Annotated in this window: 17 protein-coding genes and 1 tRNA gene; 8 read left to right on the forward strand and 10 right to left on the reverse strand. The window is 40.3% G+C overall.

Going from position 1 to position 22,033, the window contains the following annotated elements:
* Positions 1-5: 5 nt before the first annotated feature.
* Positions 6-791 (forward strand): RNA polymerase sigma factor SigF, encoded by a 786-nt coding sequence (locus tag RMY27_RS18940; RefSeq protein ID WP_322665806.1) that lies wholly within the window; start codon positions 6-8, stop codon positions 789-791.
* 50 nt (positions 792-841) lie between these two features.
* Here the strand turns inward: RMY27_RS18940 and bchD are convergent, their stop codons facing one another.
* Positions 842-2,875 carry a magnesium chelatase ATPase subunit D gene (bchD, locus tag RMY27_RS18945; RefSeq protein WP_322665808.1) on the reverse strand — a complete coding sequence of 678 codons (2,034 nt, stop codon included), beginning with the start codon at positions 2,873-2,875 and terminating at the stop codon, positions 842-844.
* A gap of 98 nt (positions 2,876-2,973) precedes the next feature.
* Here bchD and RMY27_RS18950 point away from each other — a divergent pair, with 98 nt between their 5' ends.
* The 4 genes from RMY27_RS18950 (at position 2,974) to rnc (ending at position 6,546) form a co-directional block, all read left to right on the forward strand.
* Entirely contained in the window at positions 2,974-3,582 is a 609-nt protein-coding gene (locus RMY27_RS18950) for a hypothetical protein (RefSeq protein WP_322665810.1), read from the forward strand.
* Positions 3,583-4,093: 511 nt separating this feature from the next.
* Positions 4,094-4,822, forward strand: a complete 729-nt coding sequence (locus RMY27_RS18955) for an NYN domain-containing protein (RefSeq protein ID WP_322665812.1) — start codon at positions 4,094-4,096, stop codon at positions 4,820-4,822.
* A gap of 34 nt (positions 4,823-4,856) precedes the next feature.
* Positions 4,857-5,617, forward strand: a protein-coding gene (locus RMY27_RS18960) for an IS5 family transposase (RefSeq protein WP_416212354.1) whose coding sequence is annotated in 2 segments (ribosomal slippage) — positions 4,857-5,193 and positions 5,193-5,617 — 762 coding nt in all. Because the reading frame shifts where the segments join, the coding sequence is not laid out codon by codon here.
* Between the two features lie 242 nt (positions 5,618-5,859).
* Entirely contained in the window at positions 5,860-6,546 is a 687-nt protein-coding gene (gene rnc / locus RMY27_RS18965; protein WP_322665816.1) for a ribonuclease III, read from the forward strand.
* Between the two features lie 151 nt (positions 6,547-6,697).
* Here rnc and ftsH2 read toward each other — a convergent pair whose 3' ends face one another.
* The 8 genes from ftsH2 to RMY27_RS19005 all read right to left on the reverse strand — a co-directional run bounded on the left by ftsH2 (position 6,698) and on the right by RMY27_RS19005 (position 17,926).
* The gene (gene ftsH2, locus RMY27_RS18970; RefSeq protein WP_322665818.1) at positions 6,698-8,584 is read right to left on the reverse strand and encodes an ATP-dependent zinc metalloprotease FtsH2; all 1,887 of its coding nucleotides are present in this window, start codon (positions 8,582-8,584) and stop codon (positions 6,698-6,700) included.
* Positions 8,585-9,008: 424 nt separating this feature from the next.
* On the reverse strand, positions 9,009-9,503 hold the full coding sequence (locus tag RMY27_RS18975; protein WP_322665820.1) for a hypothetical protein: 495 nt from the start codon (positions 9,501-9,503) through the stop codon (positions 9,009-9,011).
* A gap of 223 nt (positions 9,504-9,726) precedes the next feature.
* Positions 9,727-11,172: a glutamate--tRNA ligase gene (gene gltX, locus RMY27_RS18980; protein ID WP_322665821.1), complete on the reverse strand. Its 1,446-nt coding sequence runs from the start codon at positions 11,170-11,172 to the stop codon at positions 9,727-9,729.
* 133 nt (positions 11,173-11,305) lie between these two features.
* Positions 11,306-11,379: transfer RNA gene (locus RMY27_RS18985), tRNA-Asp, on the reverse strand.
* 110 nt (positions 11,380-11,489) lie between these two features.
* Positions 11,490-13,016 carry a serine/threonine-protein kinase gene (locus tag RMY27_RS18990; protein WP_322665823.1) on the reverse strand — a complete coding sequence of 509 codons (1,527 nt, stop codon included), beginning with the start codon at positions 13,014-13,016 and terminating at the stop codon, positions 11,490-11,492.
* Between the two features lie 113 nt (positions 13,017-13,129).
* Positions 13,130-14,752, reverse strand: coding sequence for a serine/threonine-protein kinase (locus RMY27_RS18995; protein WP_322665825.1), 1,623 nt, complete (start codon positions 14,750-14,752; stop codon positions 13,130-13,132).
* Between the two features lie 306 nt (positions 14,753-15,058).
* A complete protein-coding gene (locus RMY27_RS19000; RefSeq protein ID WP_322665827.1) occupies positions 15,059-16,243 on the reverse strand; it encodes an esterase-like activity of phytase family protein in 1,185 nt (394 codons plus the stop codon).
* Between the two features lie 222 nt (positions 16,244-16,465).
* Positions 16,466-17,926, reverse strand: a complete 1,461-nt coding sequence (locus RMY27_RS19005) for a TM0106 family RecB-like putative nuclease (RefSeq protein ID WP_322665829.1) — start codon at positions 17,924-17,926, stop codon at positions 16,466-16,468.
* Between the two features lie 118 nt (positions 17,927-18,044).
* On the opposite strand from RMY27_RS19005, the gene RMY27_RS19010 reads away from it, so the two are divergent.
* The 3 genes from RMY27_RS19010 to RMY27_RS19020 all read left to right on the forward strand — a co-directional run bounded on the left by RMY27_RS19010 (position 18,045) and on the right by RMY27_RS19020 (position 20,896).
* Positions 18,045-18,191: a hypothetical protein gene (locus RMY27_RS19010; protein ID WP_322665831.1), complete on the forward strand. Its 147-nt coding sequence runs from the start codon at positions 18,045-18,047 to the stop codon at positions 18,189-18,191.
* Positions 18,192-18,543: 352 nt separating this feature from the next.
* Complete coding sequence (locus RMY27_RS19015) at positions 18,544-19,731, forward strand: aminotransferase class V-fold PLP-dependent enzyme (RefSeq protein ID WP_322665833.1); 1,188 nt, start codon at positions 18,544-18,546, stop codon at positions 19,729-19,731.
* Positions 19,732-19,810: 79 nt separating this feature from the next.
* On the forward strand, positions 19,811-20,896 hold the full coding sequence (locus tag RMY27_RS19020; protein ID WP_322665835.1) for a glycosyl transferase: 1,086 nt from the start codon (positions 19,811-19,813) through the stop codon (positions 20,894-20,896).
* A gap of 367 nt (positions 20,897-21,263) precedes the next feature.
* Here the strand turns inward: RMY27_RS19020 and RMY27_RS19025 are convergent, their stop codons facing one another.
* Positions 21,264-22,010, reverse strand: coding sequence for a class I SAM-dependent methyltransferase (locus RMY27_RS19025; protein ID WP_322665837.1), 747 nt, complete (start codon positions 22,008-22,010; stop codon positions 21,264-21,266).
* Positions 22,011-22,033: the final 23 nt, after the last annotated feature.

The raw sequence follows: 22,033 nt of genomic DNA on the forward strand, positions 1-22,033 counted from the left end.
TGTATATGGCAACAAGTGAGTCCTCTTTACGAACTGATGGTATAGAATTATTACACTTGTACCACCAGAATCCATCTATTAAACTTCGTAATAAACTTGTACAGTTACATACTGGTTTAGTACGGAAGATGGCTCATAAATTTAGCCATCAATGTAATGAACCTTATGAAGATTTAGAACAAATAGGTTATTTTGGTTTAATTAGGGCAATTGAGCGTTTCGACCCTAGCCAAGGATATGCTTTTAGTTCCTTTGCAGTACCATACATTCGCGGTGAGATGCTGCACTTTTTGCGCGATCGCAGTACTCTATTAAAAATTCCCCGTCGTTGGCAAGAATTATACAATGAAGGGCAAAAGATTCGCAAGGACTTGGCAATGTCTTTAGGTCGTCAGCCCAAGGATGCTGAAATTGCCAGCTACCTCCGGGTATCTGTGCAAGAATGGCAAGAAACCAAGTTAGCTGCTCAAAATCGGATGCCTTTGAGTTTAGATGCGACCGCGGTTAATTATGTTGATTGCCAAATAACCTTGGGCGAAGCACTTCCTTGTCCTCGTTCTCATGTGCTTCTGCAACAAGAAGAAGAACGCCAACAACTCCAAGGCGCAATCAATATGTTGGAAGAAAAGCCTCGGATGGCAGTTGAAATGGTATTTCTAAAGGAACTTTCTCGCAAGGATGCTGCTAAAAACATTGGTACTAGTCCAATGACAGTAACACGGTATCTGCAAAAGGGAATTCAAGATTTGATTTGCTATTTACAACCACAGGTAATGCCCACTGGCTCGTAGTCGTACTGAGTCAAAAATTTAATGACTAATGATTAATGACTAATGACTAATTATCTAGATTTTAAATCAGCGATCGCACCTTTGGTCATAGCAGCAATAGCTTGATCTGTCGCTTTTGGCAAATGATAATATTTACCGCCTGCTGTTTGCGATAATTCTTTGGCAAAGCCAGTAGACACAAATTTACTTTCCGTATCAATTACTAATAGTTGCATCCCCAAACCACGGATTCTGGCAGCAATTTCTAATAATTCTCCTTTGATATCTGGCTTTTCTCCTGGTTCTATCGGTTCACCTAAAGAACGCGCTAAGGGAATATTACCCCGTCCATCGGTGATAGCTACAAGGACAACTTGCCCAATATCTCCACTCATTTGGGCATTTAAGCCGACGCGCACAGCTTGGGTTAAACCATGCGCTAAGGGTGAACCTCCACCACAAGGCAACCTTTCCAAGCGGTTACGCGCTAAGGCAATAGAACGTGTTGGAGGCAATAACACTTCTGCCTGTTCTCCCCGGAAGGGAATTAATGCTATTTGGTCGCGGTTTTGATAAGCTTCCGTCAACAGTTGCATCACTGCACCTTTAGCCGATTGCATTCGATTCAGGGCCATTGAGCCAGAAGCATCTACCACAAATACTACTAACGCCCCAGCTTTGCGTACTAGGCGTTTCGAGCGAATATCAGGCTGTTCGACAATAACTTTTCTATCTGGTTGTCTTTCTCTTCGCGCTTTTTGATAAGGAGCCGCAGCTCTCAGCGTGGCATCTACTGCAATGCGTCGCGCTTTTCCTTTGGGCAACATTGGTTTAATGTAGCGTCCCCTGTCATCGGAGAATATGACGCTGCGACTACCAGATTTACCTTGTCGCTTCGCTGTTTGAGTAAAGTAAAGCACGCTGTCATCAAGAATTACCCCTTCTGGATCAAAGATAAATTCTTCTGGGATACTAGGGGGTTCTTGCTCTTGATTTTCTTCCTGTTCTTCTTGTTCTTCTTGTTCCTCTTCTGATTCGTCCTGGGGTTCTTCTTGATTCTGTTGTGGTGGGGGTGGAGGCGGAGGTGGTGCTTGATCTGGTGGCGGTGTCTGCACAACTGTGGCGCGTGGTACAATTACCAATTCCACAGCACGGCGCAAATCTTCGGCATTAACTGTTGTTCGTCCCTTTAAAGCCGCAGCCGCTTTGGCAACCCGCGTGGCGAATAACTCGGCGCGATGTCCCTGAACTCCGCCGCGAATTGCCTCATCTACTAAGTAGGCAATTTGTTCGTGGGTGATGATTACTTCTTTTAACCATTCCCGCGCCAAGATGATTTGGGTTTTGAGTGAGTCTAAATCTTCGTTGTACTGTTGGAGAAAGTCTTGGGGAGATTTAGAATAAGCGATCGCAACTTCAACTGCTTCTACTCTTTGATCTAAGCCGAGTACACCGTCAGCAGAAAGTGCGATCGCAATTCTATCTAGCAAATGCTCCCGTAATCCCCCTTCTTCTGGATTGTAAGTAGCAATAAATAGGGATTTGCACGGATGCTGAAAACTAATTCCTTCCCGTTCTATCTGGTTGCGTCCCTCAGATAATACTGTTAAAAGTTGATTTGATATTTGGTCATCTAATAAATTAATTTCGTCTACGTACAGTACACCACGGTTTGCTGTAGCGAGTAACCCAGGCTGAAAAATCGTATCACCTTGTTTTACCGACTTTTCAACATCTACTGAACCTAATAGTCGGTCTTCGGTGATACCTAGAGGAATTTGCAAAAAAGGTGCAGGGATAATTTCGACAGGCACATCTTGAATGTCTTTGTCTGCGTACTCCGTCAAAAGTTGATCGTCCCATTCTTCTGGGTGGTTGGGGTCACAATTACTGATTGAACCTTTAACAACTTCAATCGGTGGTAGTAGAGCGTGGATAGCACGAGCCATTACAGATTTTGCCGTACCGCGACGACCTGCGATCGCCACTCCCCCCAAACCAGGATCGACTGCGGCTAATAGCAAGGCTAATTTAATTGCTTCTTGACCGACTACAGCTGTCAAGGGAAAGGCAGTTATGGTGGGGTTGATAGTAGGCGCAGGCATTGTTTGCTTTCATAGCGAGTCTCGGCCTTTAGCATACCAATTTCTGACACATTTATAAATAAGATAGGATTCAGTCATAAGACAAAAGAGTAAGTTTTATGGCTTATAGTGATTTTAAACTTATTGAAGTTATCGATTCTTTTCAGTTAGTTATCCACGAGTCGTCTGGACTATTTGCAAATGTACAGGAGCAAGACTGTAGTGATTTATTATCTACTATTTTGAGGGAAAATGTTGATTTAGCAGTAGCGATCAGTTCTGAAAAAGCTCGTAGTGAAATGATAATCAGTCCAATTTTATTAGAAATTAGACGCAAATTTAATTATGAAATAAGCTTTTTTTCAGGAGTTGATTTTACTGTTGATAGCCAGCGAGGATTAAACGGCTTTTGTGATTTTATTTTGAGTCTTTCTTCGGAGCAGTTGCTTGTACGCAGTCCGGTAATTGTCTTAGTAGAAAGTAAAAATGAGAATTTGAGGTCTGGTTTAGCCCAATGTATTGCCGAAATGGTAGCGGCTCAGTTATTTAATGAGAGAGGTGGGAATCAAATCAAAGCTATATATGGTGCTGTTACTATCGGTACTATCTGGCAATTTCTTAAGCTTGAAGGCAATGTAGTTTCGATTGATTTGAGTGAATATTATATTAAGGATATTAAGAGGATTTTAGGTATTTTGTATGGTGCGATCGCGCAAAATAAACCATAAATTATTAACTAAAATATTTAAAAAAAAATACCATAAAGCATTTTTAAAGTTCATGGATATGGGTGAACGCTTTAATGAATCTTCATGAATAAGTGTATTGACAATCCAAGGTCATCCATGTAACTCTGTACATAGGACAGAACAAACAACTGCACTCTAAAACGCAGGTTTTTGGTGGCTGTCTCAGCAGCAGAATTCCTAGTTTCCTGCCGAGCTTCGTGTTGTTCCTTCGGCTGAATATTCAGTCCAATGTCAGGTCAACTGATTGGCTAGACTTTCAATGGGAACACAAGATGTTTGGATAAATATTCAGGGGAAGGTATGACGCGAAACTTGCTAGGAAACTGGGAGTTCTACTGCTGAGACTTAAACCAAACAAAAGCGACGGTAGAGAGCTTTGTTGGAGGACAGTACTTTTTGAGTACAAATTCCTCGTATAAAGCCTTGTTACTGCTAGATGTGTAATTTGTTTAAGCTGTCTAGTTCACCAACGAATTCTGGACATATTACAATGCCACACGATAATCAATCTTCTAATAGACAAACAAGCCAGCAGCTACCTCTAGTTTCCATTTCTTGGGATTACCAAAATGCTAAATTAAGTCCATATCAGGCTAAATTATTGTTCAATTTAGCACAATCTAAAGGACGTATAATTAGTGCAAAAGTTTACTACAATGCACAGTGTAAAGATCAAGTTTCTGTAAAAGATGATTTAGGCAATCTTGGTTTTAACTGTGTTAATGTTCCCTGTCCTTTAAAAAATAGTGCAGATAACCAATTAATAGCCGACTGCTTAGAGGAGATTCACAGTAATATATCTCCAGATAAAATTATGCTCATATCAGGAGATGGAGACTTTGTAAAATTGGTTCATAATTTGCAAAAATTAGGGAAAAAAGCCATTATTGTTGCTCAAAAAGGTAATGTAAAACAAAAGCTTAAAGAATTGGCTGATGAATTTTACTTTTTAGATGATTTACCCCAATTAACTAGCGATACAAATCAGCCTAAAATTGTTTCCATTGTGTCTCAGATTAATTGCAAAGAGGCTATAGAGTATCTAATTGAAGCTATCAAAACTGCTTCAAGCCAAGGTAAGCCTACCGTATTTGGTCGCATTGATAAATTGATGCGTCAACGTTGTGATAACTATCAAGGATACTTATCTATTTCTACTGATGATGGAAAAAAATTTAAGAGTTTTAGGGCGTGTCATCAATTAGGTAAAGTGGAATGAGAACTGCTGAAAGAAATAAACGCTCTTGAAAACGATGACGCGCCGATATGCACTGCGAGATGACCAGTGGGAGAGAATCAAAGACCTACTACCTGGACGAGAGGGGTATGTGGGAGTCACAGCGAAAGATAATCGGTTGTTTGTCGAAGCAGTGTTATATCGTTACCGAGCAGGCATACCCTGGCGTGACTTACCGGGAAGATTTGGAGATTTTCGGGTGATTCACACTCGCTTTAGTAGATGGTCAAAAACAGGTGTGTGGGAGAGGGTGTTTCAGCATTTGGCAGATGATGCCGACAACGAATATGCGATGATAGACTCGACAATTGTCCGCGCCCATCAACATAGTGCGGGTGCAAAAGGGGGGAGCCATCTACACAAGCTATTGGTCGCAGCAAAGGCGGATTGAGTACCAAGATTCATGCAGTAGTAGATGCTTTAGGCAATCCGATAGGATTTTACCTGACACCAGGACAAGCCTGTGACTTGGATGGAGCCGACCAATTGCTACCCACTATTATGGCTGACACAGTACTGGCAGATAAAGGGTATGATGCCGATGAGCGAGTGATTGAGCGACTTGAGTTTCTGGGCAAAACCGCAGTGATTCCTCCCAAACGCAACCGTACCAAACCTCGTGACTATGACCGAGATTTATACAAAGCCCGTCATCTGATTGAAAACTTTTTTGCCAAACTCAAGCAGTACCGAGCGATCGCAACGCGCTACGACAAACGCGCTACAAATTTTCTAGGTGCAATTTATCTGGCTGCTTCTGTCATTTGGCTCAATTGATGACACGCCCTAGTCAGTTTATTGATGTTGCTATAAAGGATGGCAAAGTCAAAAAGCAAAATCAGCAGTTATTTTTAACTGAATTAGATATACTGGCTGCCTAAAATAGCTTTGAAAAACCCAGCTGAATAAAAAACTGGGTTTTCCCAAGACACCGCGATTTGCGGTTTTTTCATGTCTTAACAAAACAACACTTGTAAACTCCCCCAACAGTGAATTTCTGCAACAAAATATAAGATAAAATGCACAAACTTCTAATATTCCATAATGAAAAACTTCTACGCCGTGCGCTTACGCATCGTTCTTACGTCCATGAAAACCCCGGAGAAGGCGAACATAATGAACGCCTAGAATTCCTCGGTGATGCTTTACTGAATTTCTTAAGTGGCGAGTATCTATATAGTTGTCACCCAGAAATGGGAGAAGATGAATTAACACGGCGGCGTTCGGCGTTGGTAGATGAGAAACAATTGGCAAAGTTCGCTGAGGAGGTAGGCTTAGACTTTAGGATGCGGTTAGGAAAAGGTGCAATTAGAGATGGAGGCTACCAAAATCCCAATTTACTCAGTAGTACCTTTGAAGCAGTTCTTGGTGCTTACTATTTGGATAATGATTCTAATATTGAAACAGTTCGCGCAATTATAGAACCACTATTTGATTCTGTAGATCCTAAGCATATAATTTTGCCTCGTTCTAATGTAGACTCAAAAAACCGCTTTCAAGAATGGGTGCAACGCAACGTTACTCCAAATCCCCCAAAATACTTTACAGACCAAATAGGAGGCCCTTCTCATGCGCCAGAATTCATAGCCAAAGTATTGGTAGATGAAAAGATTTATGGAGAAGGTAAGGGACGCAATAAAAAAGAGGCTGAAAAAGCTGCGGCTGAAGATGCGCTAGCTAAATTGAAAAAACAAGGTTTATTGTAGAGTTTATGCGTTTATAAATTTTGATAATTTTAAAATTAGGAGCTTCCTAACACTGAAAAACCGCAAAAAAATGAGGATGGTATACGCCACCCTCATTTTATTTTTTGTTACTTTACTCATTTCCAGATAGTAACCAGAAAAGAGTCAACTATTACAGTTGCGGTACGTACTGTTGCTTCTCAGGTACTTCAGTGTACTCAGCTACAATCTGGCGGAATTCTTCGCCATCAATGGTTTCTTTTTCAATGAGCAAATCTACTAAGCGATCGGTGACAGTGCGATGGTCACGGATGATCTTCTTAGCATTGTCGTAGCACTGCTCAACAATTTCTCTGACTTGTCCATCAATGCGGGAAGCGATGGATTCAGAATACTCAGATCGGGTTGTCCAGTCACGACCCAAGAATACTTCTCCCTGCTGGCTTTCTAACGACAATGGCCCTAAGTCGGACATCCCGAAACGAGTCACCATTTGCCGGGCCATTCCCGATAACTGCTGCAAGTCTCCACCAGCGCCAGTTGTGACTTCCGCAGCCCCAAAAATTACCTCTTCAGCGGCGCGACCACCCAAAGCACCAGTAATTCTGGCTTTCAACTGAGAACGAGAAATTAATCCCTGTTCTTCGTTGGGTGTAAACCAAGTTAAACCTTGTGCTTGTCCTCGTGGAATCAGGGTAACTTTCTGTACTGGGTCATGGTCTTTTAACAAAGTCCCAACTAAAGCGTGTCCAATTTCGTGGTATGCAATTAAGCGCTTGCTCTTGCTATCTACCAAAGGAGTACCTTCCATCCCAGCGACTACCCTATCTACCGCATCATCAATTTCGCGGAGGGTGATCGCTTCCTTGCGTCTTCTAGCTGTGAGAATTGCTGCTTCGTTGAGCAAGTTGGCTAAGTCAGCACCAGTGAATCCAGGAGTGCGGCGAGCGATCGCATCTAAAGATACGCTAGGGTCTAGTTTCTTATTCCGCGCATGGACTTGCAAGATTTCCAAACGCCCTTTGATATCGGGTGCATCGACTGTTACTTGGCGGTCAAAGCGACCGGGACGCAGCAAGGCTGAGTCTAGTACATCGGGACGGTTGGTAGCAGCAATAATAATGATGCCGGTGTTACCTTCAAACCCGTCCATTTCGGTGAGCAATTGGTTGAGGGTTTGCTCTCTCTCGTCGTTACCGCCGCCGATACCAGCGCCCCGTTGCCGTCCTACGGCGTCAATTTCATCGATGAAGATGATACAGGGGGCGTTATCTTTAGCTTTCTTGAACAAGTCGCGCACGCGGGATGCACCCACACCAACGAACATTTCCACAAATTCCGAACCGGAAATACTGAAGAAAGGTACGCCTGCTTCGCCTGCGATCGCTTTTGCTAATAAAGTTTTACCAGTTCCAGGAGGCCCAACTAACAACACTCCCTTGGGAATCCGTGCGCCCACAGCCGTAAATCTTTCTGGCTGCTTCAGGAAGGTGACGACTTCTTGTAGTTCTTCTTTAGCTTCTTCGATTCCAGCTACGTCGTCAAATTTGACGCCGGTTTTTGCCTCCATTTGGAAACGCGCTTTAGATTTGCCAAAGTTCATAGCTTGACCTGGGCCACCAGGAAGGTTGCTAGAACGCCGGAACAAAAAGAACAACCCAGTAATCAATAAAACTGGAAAGATGAGATTGCCCAACAATCCCCAAATTGCGCCATCATTACGTATGGGGTGAGCATCAAAACTAATAGCTTTCTCTTTGAGCTTGCTAATTAACTCAGGAGCATTAACAGGCAAATCCACACGCCACCTTTGGACACGATTTTCCAGGTCTGGATCGCGGGCTTCTATAATTGCTGTCCTACCGCCTTCGTAAAGATCCACACTGTTGACGCGATCGCTGTCCAAGTATTCTAGAAAGCGACCGTAAGTCATGCGGGTATTAGCTGCATTCTTGCTCATGTCAGTAGGAGCGCCTGCAAAGGCCCCTTGCCAGAAGAAAAAGCCAATTACCAAAGCTGGCAATGTCCAGAGTGCTACGACTTTCCAAGAGAATTTCATTTTAATTTGCCTCTAGATGCCTATACAACTTGTTAGCTCTAGTAACCGAATGTTTATCACTCTGTTACTTTAAGCTGCTAAACGGATGTTTATAAATCCATTTTGTTTAATTTGATCTCTTACATGCAGTGCCATAAGCCGATTAGAGCATTATGGCGATGCCAACAAGAATCTTAATCAAAGTTAACTTAATTTTAATACAATATCGCACGAGAAAAGGGAGCGCAACGGGATGCAAAGACAGGAAGAATTTCTTCAGAATGCTCCTTGTATCGTTCCAGCCGCTCTCAATCATGATTCTGGGAGAGTGGGGAGTGAGGGAGATGAGGGGACAAGGGGACAAGGAGATAAACAAAACTCCTAACTCTTAACTCTTAACTCAGCACTCAGCACTCAGCACTCAGCACTCCTAACGCCCAATTCCCTACTTTACTTCTGTAATTTTTAGAGTGTAAGGAAGATACTTGCCTTTTTCGTAAGAACCAACCCAAATTTGGTAACTTCCAGGTAGCCATTCACCAACAATGCCAGCATTTTTGCCATCAAAATCGTCATTGCACCAAGTACCACCAGGCCCTTTAATAATCATGGTGGTGTCTTCAGGACTTTGCACTTGCAGCTTTAGGTAGTCAAATTTACTTGTTAACGCTAATGTGTGGTCTGGTGTTTCATCCACAAATCCGGTACAAGGGCCAGTGGCTGTTTCGCTTCTCCCACCTACTTGACTCCCAGATATTGAGCCACCACTCATCCCGCGAACTGTCAAGGGGTCTGGCGAAAACTGAGGGCTAATGGTGACATCTCCAAATATCGTTGGCGCTTCCTGAGCATCAACCGCAGCATTAACTGTCGATGTGATGAAGAGCGTAACTATCATAAACGATAATCTCATCCCTCTATTGAGCGCTTTTGTCGGCATTGTAATTACGTTCGCTTCTAAGTGTTTTTGAAGACATGAATTTTACACACCAAGTTCCCAATATGAGAAGAATTGACTACCTATTTTAGATTTGAAACTGGGAATAATTCATTAGTAATTAGTCAATGATTTCTTGTTCCCATAGTTGCTTTCCCTTATGGATAGGGGCACACGTTTGTGCGCCCCTAAAATCTGAAATATTTCTAAAATCTGGCAGTAATCGCTACTTAGCTTCCGTTATAGCCCGACTCAAGCGCGGTTTATCCAAACCAATCTGATTTAGTAGTAACCAAGATTGGATTAAGTCTGGGCCATGAACATCTCCAGTTAAAGCTGCTCTAAGCGATCGCATCACTAAGCCTTTTTTGACTTTTTGTTCTTTCACCACTTGTTTAATAATCTCTTGGGCGGCGGCTTCCGAGAGTTGTGGCTGATTTTCTAAAGCTGTGACAATCGCTTCAAGAACAGCAGTCGAACCTTCTTGCTTGAGTTGTGTACTGCCTTCATCGCTAAATTCAACTGTATCGCTAAAAAACAGTTGGCTTTGAGCTACTCCATCTACCAGGCGAGTCAAACTCTGGCTAATTAGAGTTACTAGCTGTTCTAACCAGGGGCGATCGCGTCCACCATCAAATTTATAACCAGCCGCTTCCCAATAGGGGATGAGTAAATCTGTGAGTTTATCTACTGGCGTGCTGTGAATATACTGACTGTTCAACCAATCCAGCTTGTCCCAGTCAAATTTTGCACCTGCTTTATTGACGCGCTCAAAGCCAAATTCTTTGGCTGCTGTTTCTAAGGTAAATATTTCTTGTGTCGAATCTGGTGGCGACCAACCCAGCAATGTCATGTAATTTACCAAACCTTCAGCAGTAAAGCCCATTTTCTGAAAGTCAGAAATGGAAGTGACGCCATCTCGTTTAGAAAGCTTGCGCCCTTCCATATTCAAAATTAATGGCGTATGGGAAAACTCTGGAATTTTTGCACCCATCGCTTCATACAGCAGAATTTGTTTGGCAGTGTTGGCGATGTGGTCTTCTCCGCGGATGACATGGGTGATTTGCATATCGATGTCATCCACGACAACGACAAAGTTGTATAAAGGTTGACCGCTACCCTCTTCTGAGGCGCGGGCGATCACCATATCACCACCTAAATCGCTACCTCGCCAAGACATCTTGCCTCTTACTAAGTCATTCCACACAATTTCCCGCCCATCTTCGATTTTGAAGCGAATTACAAAAGAACGACCTTCTGCTTCAAAGGCGGCGCGTTGTTCTGGGGTAAGGTTGCGGTGACGGTTGTCATAGCGAGGAGCTTCGCCTCTAGCTTTTTGAGCTTCCCGGAGCGCCTCTAGTTCTTCGGAAGTAGTGTAGCAGCGATAGGCTAATCCTCGATCTAGTAGTTTTTCTACTGCTTCTTTATAAAGATCCAGGCGTTGGGATTGGAAAAATGGCCCTTCATCCCAGTTAAGTCCTAGCCAGCGCAGTCCTTCAAGAATATTGTCGGTGTATTCGGGACGCGATCGCTCTAAATCTGTATCTTCTATTCGCAGGATAAATTTCCCACCGTGGTGGCGGGCAAATAACCAGTTGAATACAGCAGTTCTAGCTGTACCAATATGTAAATTTCCGGTTGGACTCGGCGCAATACGGACTCTAACAGTCACAGTTAATTCTCTCTTTCGCAAAGCATGATAAATGTAGCTTATATTTAAATCTTGAATCCTGAGTCAACCTCTTTGGGTAATTCAAAATCTAATATCACCTAAGTTAAGTGATTTGCTACTGATAAATTTATAACGGGACTGACGGGGCTCGAACCCGCAACTTCCGCCGTGACAGGGCGGTGCTCTAACCAATTGAACTACAGTCCCTTGTTTGGCAACTTTGCTATTATCACTATTTTTTCTCTACTTGTCAAGTGTTTCGGAGTTAGAAATTAAAAATGATTTTTGTTACGTATCTCTCAGGTGCGAATTATTCGTTAAAAAGACCGTGATAACACAACCTGTGGCTCTGATTCCAGATGCTGCAATATTCGGGATTGCATTTGTTTATACTGCTGTTTCAATAGCTGTTTGCTCAATTGAGGTTGAGAAGTGGGTGGTAGCCTATGGCTTTGTTGCACCCAAGTTTTTAACATTTGCCGCTGAGTTGACTCAATGCGACTGCTGAGAACCTTGATGCAGGAATGTGGTGCTTCCAGAGTAAAGAAAATCAAAGGATATTGTTCATTTTCAGCCAGAAAACTTACCATCCTCAGGTTTTGGGGATTTTGCATATCTAAGTAGCACGGTAGCCACTTAGGAGCGAATTGCCGATTGTAGAGTACAGTTACCCACAACAACATTGGGTGAGGGGATGTCACAAAGATGAACTGGTTGTAACGGATAGAAACTGCATAATTTTTGATTTCTTGTTTAGACAACATCAACCATAGCGCTGTAATCGAGCCTTGTGGGGTGTCTAGAAGCTGGGGAAAAACAATTTCTTGAATTGGTTTATTTGGAGGCCACAAAAGTTGCCGATAGCTTTGTTCTACTGTGATTGGTAATGCAGAGTTTAAAGGACGGTTAAGAACTGAGTGAGAGTCGATATTTGTAGGTAAACTGGGGCAATTAGACTGTTCTAAACTATTTAATAGTTGCAAAATTTCAGCAATATTTTGCGGGCGATCGCTTACTTTTTTAGCCAGACAAGCCATAATTAGATTATTGAGTTTTTGAGGTATTTTAAGAGTGGGTTTAACATCTGCAATCGTTTTTGGTGCTTCAAAGTGATGTGCTTTATACCAAGCACCAAAGTAATCAGTTTCCGGTTGCCAAGGTTTTTTACCTGTGAGCATCTCAAACATCATCACACCCAGGCTGTAAATATCAGAACGACTATCTAATTTTTCTCCATCTAGCTGTTCTGGAGAACAATAAGGTAAAGTGCCATTAAATCCGCTACTTGTACTAGCTGTTGATGCATAATTCAAAAATCTAGCAATACCAAAATCGAGAATTTTAACTAACTGACCCAATATTGGATCGGGAATAACTAATATATTGGCAGGCTTGATATCTCGATGAACTAACGGACAAATTTTGCCATCAATATTAATCCCTTGATGGGCACACTGTAAGCCCAAACAAATTTGGCGAGTGAGAGTCAAAAACATGGGCAGAGGTAGCGGAATTAAATCTTTTAAGCTCTTGCCACATAGATATTCCATGACGTAGTATGGTTTTCCTTTATCATTCACACCATAATCATACGCCCGCACTATATGTACGCTTTTTTGACTCAAGGCTGCACTCATTAAAGCTTCACGAGCAAAGTCTTGTTGCATCTTGGTATTAACTACAGTTTGAGTCAAAAACTTGATAGCAACTGGTATACCTCCTAACAAAACATCATTTGCTAAAAAAACTTCACCCATGCCACCGCTGCCAATTAATTGCTTGAGTTGATAACGATTGGCAAGCAAGCCCGTACTACTTGGAGATGTCAATGGGCTTTGATTCACTTTGTTCACCTCTGGTGCTGAGTCCATTTAAAGTTAGTAATCCACACATAAAAAAATATTAATTATTAGATTTAGGTAATGATAGCAATAATTTTGATTCTAATAGTATAATTTCAATGACGTAATAGAAGTTTTAAAAACATTTCCAAGAATTTATTCATCCAAGTTTTTAAACCTTCTGTCTCAGATTTTTGATGTGTGGCTAAGTTTCGTAATATCTCTAACTTCAGCTTTTCGTACTCTGCTTTTAGAATATTTTTGGCTTGACTAGGCAAAATTAATTCATTTGACTGTTGACTCATATCTAACCAATCTACAAGTTGTTGGCGCTGTTTAGCCGTGAGGTTTAAAGTTGTTACATGAGAGCAATGAGTTGGATCCTCTAGGGTGAAAAATAGTAAATGATAGTAACCTACTTCTGCTAAACTACGTGCTATATTTTCACCTTTCTTATCTTTTAGATCCAGAAAATAAGGTAGCCACTTAGTTGTAGAAGGTTGACTATCAAATAGTACTGTTACCCACAGTAACATTGGGTATACACTCATTTTAGTAATAAATTCAGTACCATATATTTTATCCAAAAATTTTGCAATCTCTTGTTTGGGCAACATTGCCCAAAAAGTTGGTATAGGTCTTTGATGAGTCTGTAATAAATGAGGAAATCCAATTGGTGCAATTGGTTTATTCTTAGGCCAAGTTTTCTGCAAACACTCTTTTTCTGATAATAAAGTGGCTGGTACTAATTGGACTGGAACTGAGACTTTAACAATGTCGGTACTATTGTTATAAATAACATTATTAACTTGATTATTAACTTTTTCTAAATCTTCTAATATTTGGTTGATATTCTGAGGGCGATCGCTTACTTCTTTAGCTAAACAACTCATCAATATTTTTTCTAATATTTCCGGTATTTTAACTTGCGGATTTACTTCTTCAACTGTAGGTGGCATTTGAAAGCGATGGGCTTGATACCAAGTACCAAAGGAGTTACTTTTTGTTTGAAATGGGTGTTTCCCTGTTAGCATCTCAAACATTAGTACTCCCAAACTATAAATATCAGAGCGGACATCTAGCAGTTTACGTCCTTCCATATGTTCTGGAGAACAGTAAGGCAAACTGCCAATAAAAGAATCTGTTAGGGTCATCCCACTTCGTTCTGTTAAAAACTTGGCAATACCAAAATCTAGGATTTTAACAATTTCACCTTTTTTACTATCTTCAGCAATAAATATATTTTCTGGTTTAATATCTCTGTGAACAATAGGATAAATCTCTCCTTTAAGACTGATGCCTTGGTGGGCACATTGTAAACCTAAACAAATTTGATTACAAATTTCTAAAAACTTCGATATTGTTAAGGGCTGAATTTTCAGAATTTGTTTGAGATTTTTCCCTTGGAGGTATTCCATTACATAAAATGGAGTTTTATCCTCAGTAACCCCATAACTTAAAATGCGAACAATATGCTTACTTTTACGGCCCAATTGAGCGCCAATAAAAATCTCTCTGGCAAAACGCTGGGACATTTGTTGGTTTGCCAAACTAAGTGATAAGATTTTGATTGCGATTGGCATACCGCCTTTAGCAGTATCTTCTGCTAAATAAACTCTACCCATCCCCCCTTTGCCAATCAAATCTCTGATTAAATATCGATTGTTTAAAAATTGTCCGATGTAATCGTCTAATTCTGCTTTTTGCCCTACCATACTCTCAATTTTATTTTCTGGCATAAAAATCATTTATAAAAAAATGTTATTGGCAAAATACTTTAATTAAGTCTAGCTAATTATTAAATTTAAATCTAAGAAATATCCGACTTGGGAGAAAATTAATTATATACTGTAAATATGCTTAAGCTCTCTGCAAAAGTTGCTAAACATTGTGTAACATATTTATTAAGGACTACGGTTGAGAAATTACACGTAAACTATAAATAAGCTAGATAAACTTACTTAGCAGATTCCGTGAATACACAGGAATAATCATAAATAACTAAATAGCACTCAAGCCGCGAATGCCCTTTTAACTCTGTACAGTTAAAAGTTAATATTCGACAGTAAACGGCGTAATAATCTAATTAGTGGATTTTCAATTTTAATTTTAAAGGCTAGTATTTGGGTGCGTTGCAGGGAGTTAAAATTATTATCGCTGATGAGAATTAATGATTGTTGACCATCCGGTAGTTTTGGGCCAAGAGTTAAGCCTTCGATGTTATCTAGCAGTACATCTAGTTTTCTCAAATCTAACAGTAGCTTTTTCTTAACTGGTTTAATATTTTTGGAGTCAACTGCTAAAAGGCTATCAATATTATGAATATCATTGCCTCCCTCTAAGGAAACCTGAAACAGGGAAATAGCAAATCCTAAACCAGTAAAAGACCTTTCTAAACTTAAGAAGTGTCCTTGATTATCGAGAGCGAGTAAATCAGGTAATCCACTAGCGAATTTGCCAATTAGATTCAAAAATGGTGTAACTGATTCAGTTTGGTAAAGAAATTCCTTTTCGGGTTGCTTGTTGAGCAAGTTGTATTGCAAAATTCGGCAAGGACTACCGATATTAGGTTTAGCTGCAACACCGTCTTGAATTAGAGCATTTTCGGTGGCTGTGAATAGATGCTTGTTATCGGGTGTGATGGTGAGGCTTTCAAAAGCTAAATTGTTGCGGATACCTTGTTGACTAGTTTTATCTGGCAAAAATTTATTTGGGATGGGGAGTCTTGCAATTTCTCTTCCAGAAGATAGCGAGAACTCTTTAATGAAAGGATTAATTAATTTTGCAGCATCGCCTTCAGAAGAAACAAACACAGTTGCTTTATTAGTTAATGCAATACCTTCTGTATCAGTTTCACCAGGGCGGAATATTTTACCATTTTCATTTAATAACGTAGTAACACTGAGTGGAATAATTCCGCCTTTTTCTAGTAAACCTTTACTCAAATCGATTTTTAAAGTGAATAAATGGGTGGCAGCTTTTTGCCCACGCTCATCGGAAATAGCGTAATAAAGGTTATTTTTGGAATTATATGTAATTCCAGATAAGCCTCCTACTTCAGTATTTTGAAAGATTAAACCTTTCGGTAAGGTAGCTTCGCCAATAAATTCTATGCTACTTATTTCAATACCATTTGATGCTAAGTTTGTGAATATAATGCTAATAATTGTAATTGTAATTAAAAAGAAAAATATTCGTGGAAGTACGAAGATTTTTTTAATTAGCTGCATATATTTTTTCGTTCAATCAATATTTGTAGGGGCGTATAACTTTACGTCCCTACAAATAATATCAATTAAATAAACAATCTGACAGCTAAAAACCTGTAAATCCTGACTCAATCAGGTTTTATTAATTTTTAATTCTCTAGAAAGTTTGAGTGAATGTTCCTTTTAATTGGACTTTCCAAGACGTATTTTGAATTTGAAAACCTTTAAAAAAGAAGAAATTACTTAAGCTGATTGTAAATCATATTCATCTTGAAAAAAGTTCACAAGCCAATCTTTAACTTTATGAGTGGCGCGGCAGTCATCTTCGTTGTAGCGTTGGATAATTTCTAGTAAGGTGTGATCGCCTGTTTCTAACCATTGATCATACCAGTAAATACACTTAGCACCACTGGCTTCTTTATCACGCCACTCAAATCCTATCCAACGAGCGATCGCTTTCAAGGCATAGCTTTCTACGGGTAATGCTACACTTTGGGTTAATTGCTCATACACATCCACAAATCGATTCAGTACAGGACGCACTAAGGAATGTGGAGTGCCGTAAAGTTTTGCCAACCGTTTAACTGTATCAAACTCGTAGACACAAAAATGATAAATTGGCGCTTCGGGATATTGCCAAACCAAATCCAAAAATTGCTGCCAAACTAATTCTTCGTCTTCTGGTTTATCTGCTAAAAAGGAATAAAATTGTTCTGTATTAGCTTGTCTATTAACGACCAAAACCCCTAAGAGATAATCTAAATCTAAGTCTGGCTGGGCTTCAATATCAAAATAAAGCTCTATGGGCGCTGTAAATGTAATATCTTCTGTTGGTAGCGGGTAGGGTAAAATTAGAGGTCGTTTTTCTAGTGCAGATTGAGCTTGCACTACCAATTTGGGAGCTACTTGGCTGTCAAAACCAAGTAGATTTTCTAAGCTGCTGGGACTGGTGTTAGCAAGAGATTCCAGTGTGGTAATGTCTAAGGCTTGGAGTTGAGTGTAGCGCAGTGGTGTTACACCTGGTAGCAGGGAGAGATGTTTTTCAGATTGAGCGATCGCATAACATTCACTATACCAATGGCAAAAATTGCACTTTTGGCGAGAAATAAACACCTCTGGCGGATTCGGCGACTCTAAAACTTGAATAAACTCCTCTAGAATCTGCTGCATCCGTGGCATCCATTTAAACAGATCCACTGTATAATTTGTATTTTTACTTCGCAATATAAGCGAAGCTGTTTCAGGTGCAACTCCCTGTACTGATGCCAACACTTGGACATGAAATGCAGCGACAACCTGATATTCTTGCTTAGGACGCTTACCCAGTTCAATACTTGCCGGAATGTAGATCCAATCTCCAAAATCGGATTGCCCCGGTTGTTTCACGAGTAAGTCTGGACGACTTAGCAGGGTATCTGCTTCAGAATAATTTGCTAACAGTACTCCTTTATAGATGTACTCAACCCCACGCTGCATCAATTCTAAAGTTGCTTTCTCTGCCTTTTCCCAGTTTCCATAAGAATAATCTGGTTGGTGATAAGTCACGTTTGTTAAAACACTCAACTGATGAGCGATTTTGTCCTGTTGCAGTTTCCGTAGCAACTCATTGGGAGCATCGCGCTGACTTTTGTCACCGTGGATATCTAGAAAAGGTCGGCGTTTACAGCGTTGGTATTGCAGTAAGAGTTCAGCATTAATTAGCATCCTTTTAAGTTAACAAGAATTAGCACAATCTGGCAGTAACTCTGGCAATTAAAATCTGGAAGTGGCGATACCTTTTCTGCGTTCGCGCAGCGTGTCATAGACAGACGCTACGCAAACGGTGGGCTACGCTAACGCGTTTACGCTTAATTTGCTGTTTATTTTATACTGTCAACAGCTAGCTATTGGCATGAAGAGTGCTGAGTTCCAAGTGCTGTTAGCGGAAGCGGGGCGTTTAGCCCGTGCTGAGTTGAAAGACTGCCTATAAGGGGCAAGGCTTTTACCGTAGTGCGGAAGTACTGAGTACTTCTTAAATTTACTCAGCACTCAGTACTCAGCACTGAGTGGGTAAACAGCATAATGGCATTTCTTCCCCCGTTACGAGTCCGATCAAGATCGTAAGGCTAATCCGTGGCATCATGTATCAGAGTTCAAACACCATTTGATTACTTCTCAAACAGCCCAACATTTAGCACATAAAGTTACAGAACATTTATCGTTAGTGATGACGAGATGAAGTTTAGCAGCGAAGGCTTAAATTAATTTCATTGCTTCTACCACAAAGTGCAAATACTTCTGAATATCAATAGCCTGCAAATAGCAGATATCCCTTGTGACTTATGACTAGTATTTCTGCATCATCAATCAAGCTGCATCGAGAGCAATTTCCGGCTTTAGCGAATAAGACTTATTTCAATTATGGGGGACAAGGGCCGATGCCCCAAAGGGCAATGGATGCCATCGCCCAAACTCAAGCTTATGTTCAGGAAATAGGCCCCTTTGGTAATGAGGCGTTTAGCTGGATAGCGCCTCAGACTCAAGCTGCTAGAGTTGCGATCGCTTCGGAGTTAAATGCACCATCTGAAACAATTACTCTCACGCAAAATGTCACAATTGGCTGTAATATCGCCATGTGGGGCATTGAATGGCGTGCTGGCGACCATCTCCTACTCTCAGACTGCGAACATCCAGGCGTAATTGCCACAGCCCAGGAAATCTCACGGAGATTCGCTGTGCAAGTTACTACCTGTCCTCTAAAAGCAACTTTAAATGAGGGCGATCCGGTAGAAGTTATTGTCCAGCATTTGCGTCCCAATACCCGTCTTGTGATCTTGAGTCATGTTTTCTGGAATACTGGTCAAGTTTTACCTCTTGACAAAATTGTCGAGATATGCAAAAGTAATCACTCTTTTTTACTGATAGATGCTGCTCAATCTGCTGGTTTATTACCTTTAAACTTGACTGAATTGGGAGTAGATTTTTATGCTTTCACTGGTCATAAATGGTTATGTGGGCCTGCGGGTGCTGGTGGCTTGTATGTCCGCCCAGAAGCACGAGAAAGCCTGAAACCTACGTTTATTGGCTTGAATGGTGTTGTTGTAGATAGTCAATCTCAGCCTGTGGATTGGCTTCCAGATGGGCGGCGATACGAAGTGTCTACATTAGCTTATCCGTTGTATCTTGGGTTAAAGGAAGCGATCGCAATTCATCAACAATGGGGAACGTCACAGAAACGTTACGAGCAAATTTGCCATAACAGTGAGTATCTCTGGCGACAATTGACGGACTTACCCGATATTAAATGTTTGCGAACTTCCCCACCTGAAAGCGGTATAGTCTCCTTTAAACTTGAAAATAATCAACCTCAAGCTAATTTGAAGTTGGTAAAATTTTTGGATTCACAAAGGATATTAACTCGGACAATTGCCGATCCTAGCTGTATACGTGTTACCGTTCATTACTTTACTTTAGAATCGGAAATCGACTTATTGATTGAGGCGATTCAAAGTTTTTGCAAAATTAATTAAAAATTAGGAGTTAGAAGTCTGGAAATTATGATTTTAACTTCTAACTCCTAATTCCTAATTCCTAACTCCTAATTTAAAAATGGAACGCCCAATCTTATACTTAGCGATAACTAACCACGGCTTTGGTCATGCTACCCGCACGGCTTCTGTAGCTGCAACAATTCAAAAATTATGTCCAGAAGTTCTGCTAATTGTGGTGAGTACTGCCCCACGCTGGTTGCTAGAGTGCTATATAGAAGGCGATTTTATTTATCGTCCTCGTGCATTTGATTTGGGTGTGGTGCAAACGGATAGTTTGACTATGGATAAAGTAGCGACTTTAGAAAAGTTGCTGGATATTAAAAAGCATCAAAATTCGCTGATAGCTTCAGAAGTGAATTTTATCCGTCAAAATCGCGTTAATCTTATTTTGGCAGATATTCCCTTCCTCGCTCCTGGGTTTGCCAAAGGTGCAAATATTCCCTGCTGGATGATGAGTAATTTTGGCTGGGACTTTATTTACCGAGATTGGGGAGGTGAATTTACAGCAGTTGCAGATTGGATTAGTGATTGGTATTCAAAGTGCGATCGCTTGTTTCGTCTCCCTTTCCACGAATCAATGCCAGCTTTTAATAATATCACCGATGTCGGCTTAACAGGCGGTTCCCCCCGTCATTCTATTAATGATTTACGTTTTCTTTGGGGAATAACTGCACCAGTCGAAAAAACTATTTTGTTGACCTTTGGTGGGTTGGGTTTACAGGAAATTCCTTATGATAACCTAGAGCGATTTCCAGATTGGCAATTTATAGTATTCGATCAATCTGCCCCTGATTTACCTAATTTAGTGAAAATTAATGACCGCAAATACCGCCCTGTAGATTTTATGCCTATTTGTGGGCGAGTCGTCTCTAAACCTGGTTATAGTACTTTTTCGGAAGCCACGATACTAGGAGTACCAATTGTCACCATACCGCGTGAAGACTTTGCCGAAGCAACTTTTATAGTAGAAGGCATAACTAATTATAATCAGCATCAAATCATCACCCCATCTGAGTTTTTTCAAGGAACTTGGAATTTTCTCCATGAGTTACCCCAACCTCCAAGGCAATCTCAACCAATTGCTAAGGATGGTAATGAAACTATAGCTCAAGCTGTTATCAATTATTGCCAGATTAAAAGATAGTAGATAATATTCCTCAGAATAGATGAGATTGGCTAATTACTAACAAAACTTATCCCCAGGGCAAACGCATCTTTTTTAGTAATAAAAACTAAAAAAGATTTCAAAAGAATATAAATAATCCTAAAAGTTGCTATAATCTATATTTAAATGCATTCGCCCTGGCTTTTACCCAAATTACCTACTTCTCAATTCTTGACTTCAATTACTAAAACTACTGCTATATCTACTTTATAAATTTTCACTCTTTTATTAAAAAAGATATGACTAATGCGTAGCCATTCGTCATTATTTAGGTGAGTTTGCTCTGAGCGCTGAATAAATTTCACAAATTGCTGTGTTTGCAGGTTTTTGACAAAACAATTATTTGTTAACGTTTCTGGTAAATATGAAACTTTGACAGTAAAAAGTTTTTCATAAGTTTTTTATTCCCTTCTATGCCAATCTGTTCAAATCCAGACTGCTCCATCAATTCTTTTGTTTTATTGCTATCAAGAATTAACAAATCAGCAGTTGTATCGCTGATTATTTCACCATTGTTTTCTCTGATCCAGAGATACTGCTTCTTAACGCCTGTATCTGTTTTTGAAACTTTGACCTGATGGATTATATCTCCTGGTAATTTCTCTACCCTATCTATATGCATACCTTGAGCGCTCAGAACCAATAGACCATTCATTTTGAGATGTTCAGCGACACGCCTTAATGCTATTACATTATTTTCAATACTATTAATACTACTACATAGTAAGTATTCATTGTCGGTATTTGTATCTAAAAAAAACCAAACGCCACTATTTGAATAAGCTAGATCAAAACTCTCTTCTAGTTGCATATTAAGAACATCAGATTCGACTAATTTAATTTTATTTCCCAGTCGTTTTTTTGCTACATCTAACATTTGTTTAGAAATATCAATTCCTGTTAAGTTACAATTCGGTTTTAGTTTTAAGACTCTTTCTGCTACTAGACCTGTACCTACTCCTATCTCTAGGATATTATTAGAGTCTCTAATTATAGGAAACAGAGCTCTAACAACCTCATCGTGGTACTCAGTGTAAATATATTGAAATAATAAATCATAATAGTTTGCTGGATTGTCGGCAAATATATTCATAAAACCCTCGTCAAACTCGGCGC

Source organism: Nostoc sp. DedQUE09 (assembly GCF_034530915.1).
Taxonomy (GTDB): Bacteria; Cyanobacteriota; Cyanobacteriia; order Cyanobacteriales; family Nostocaceae; genus Nostoc.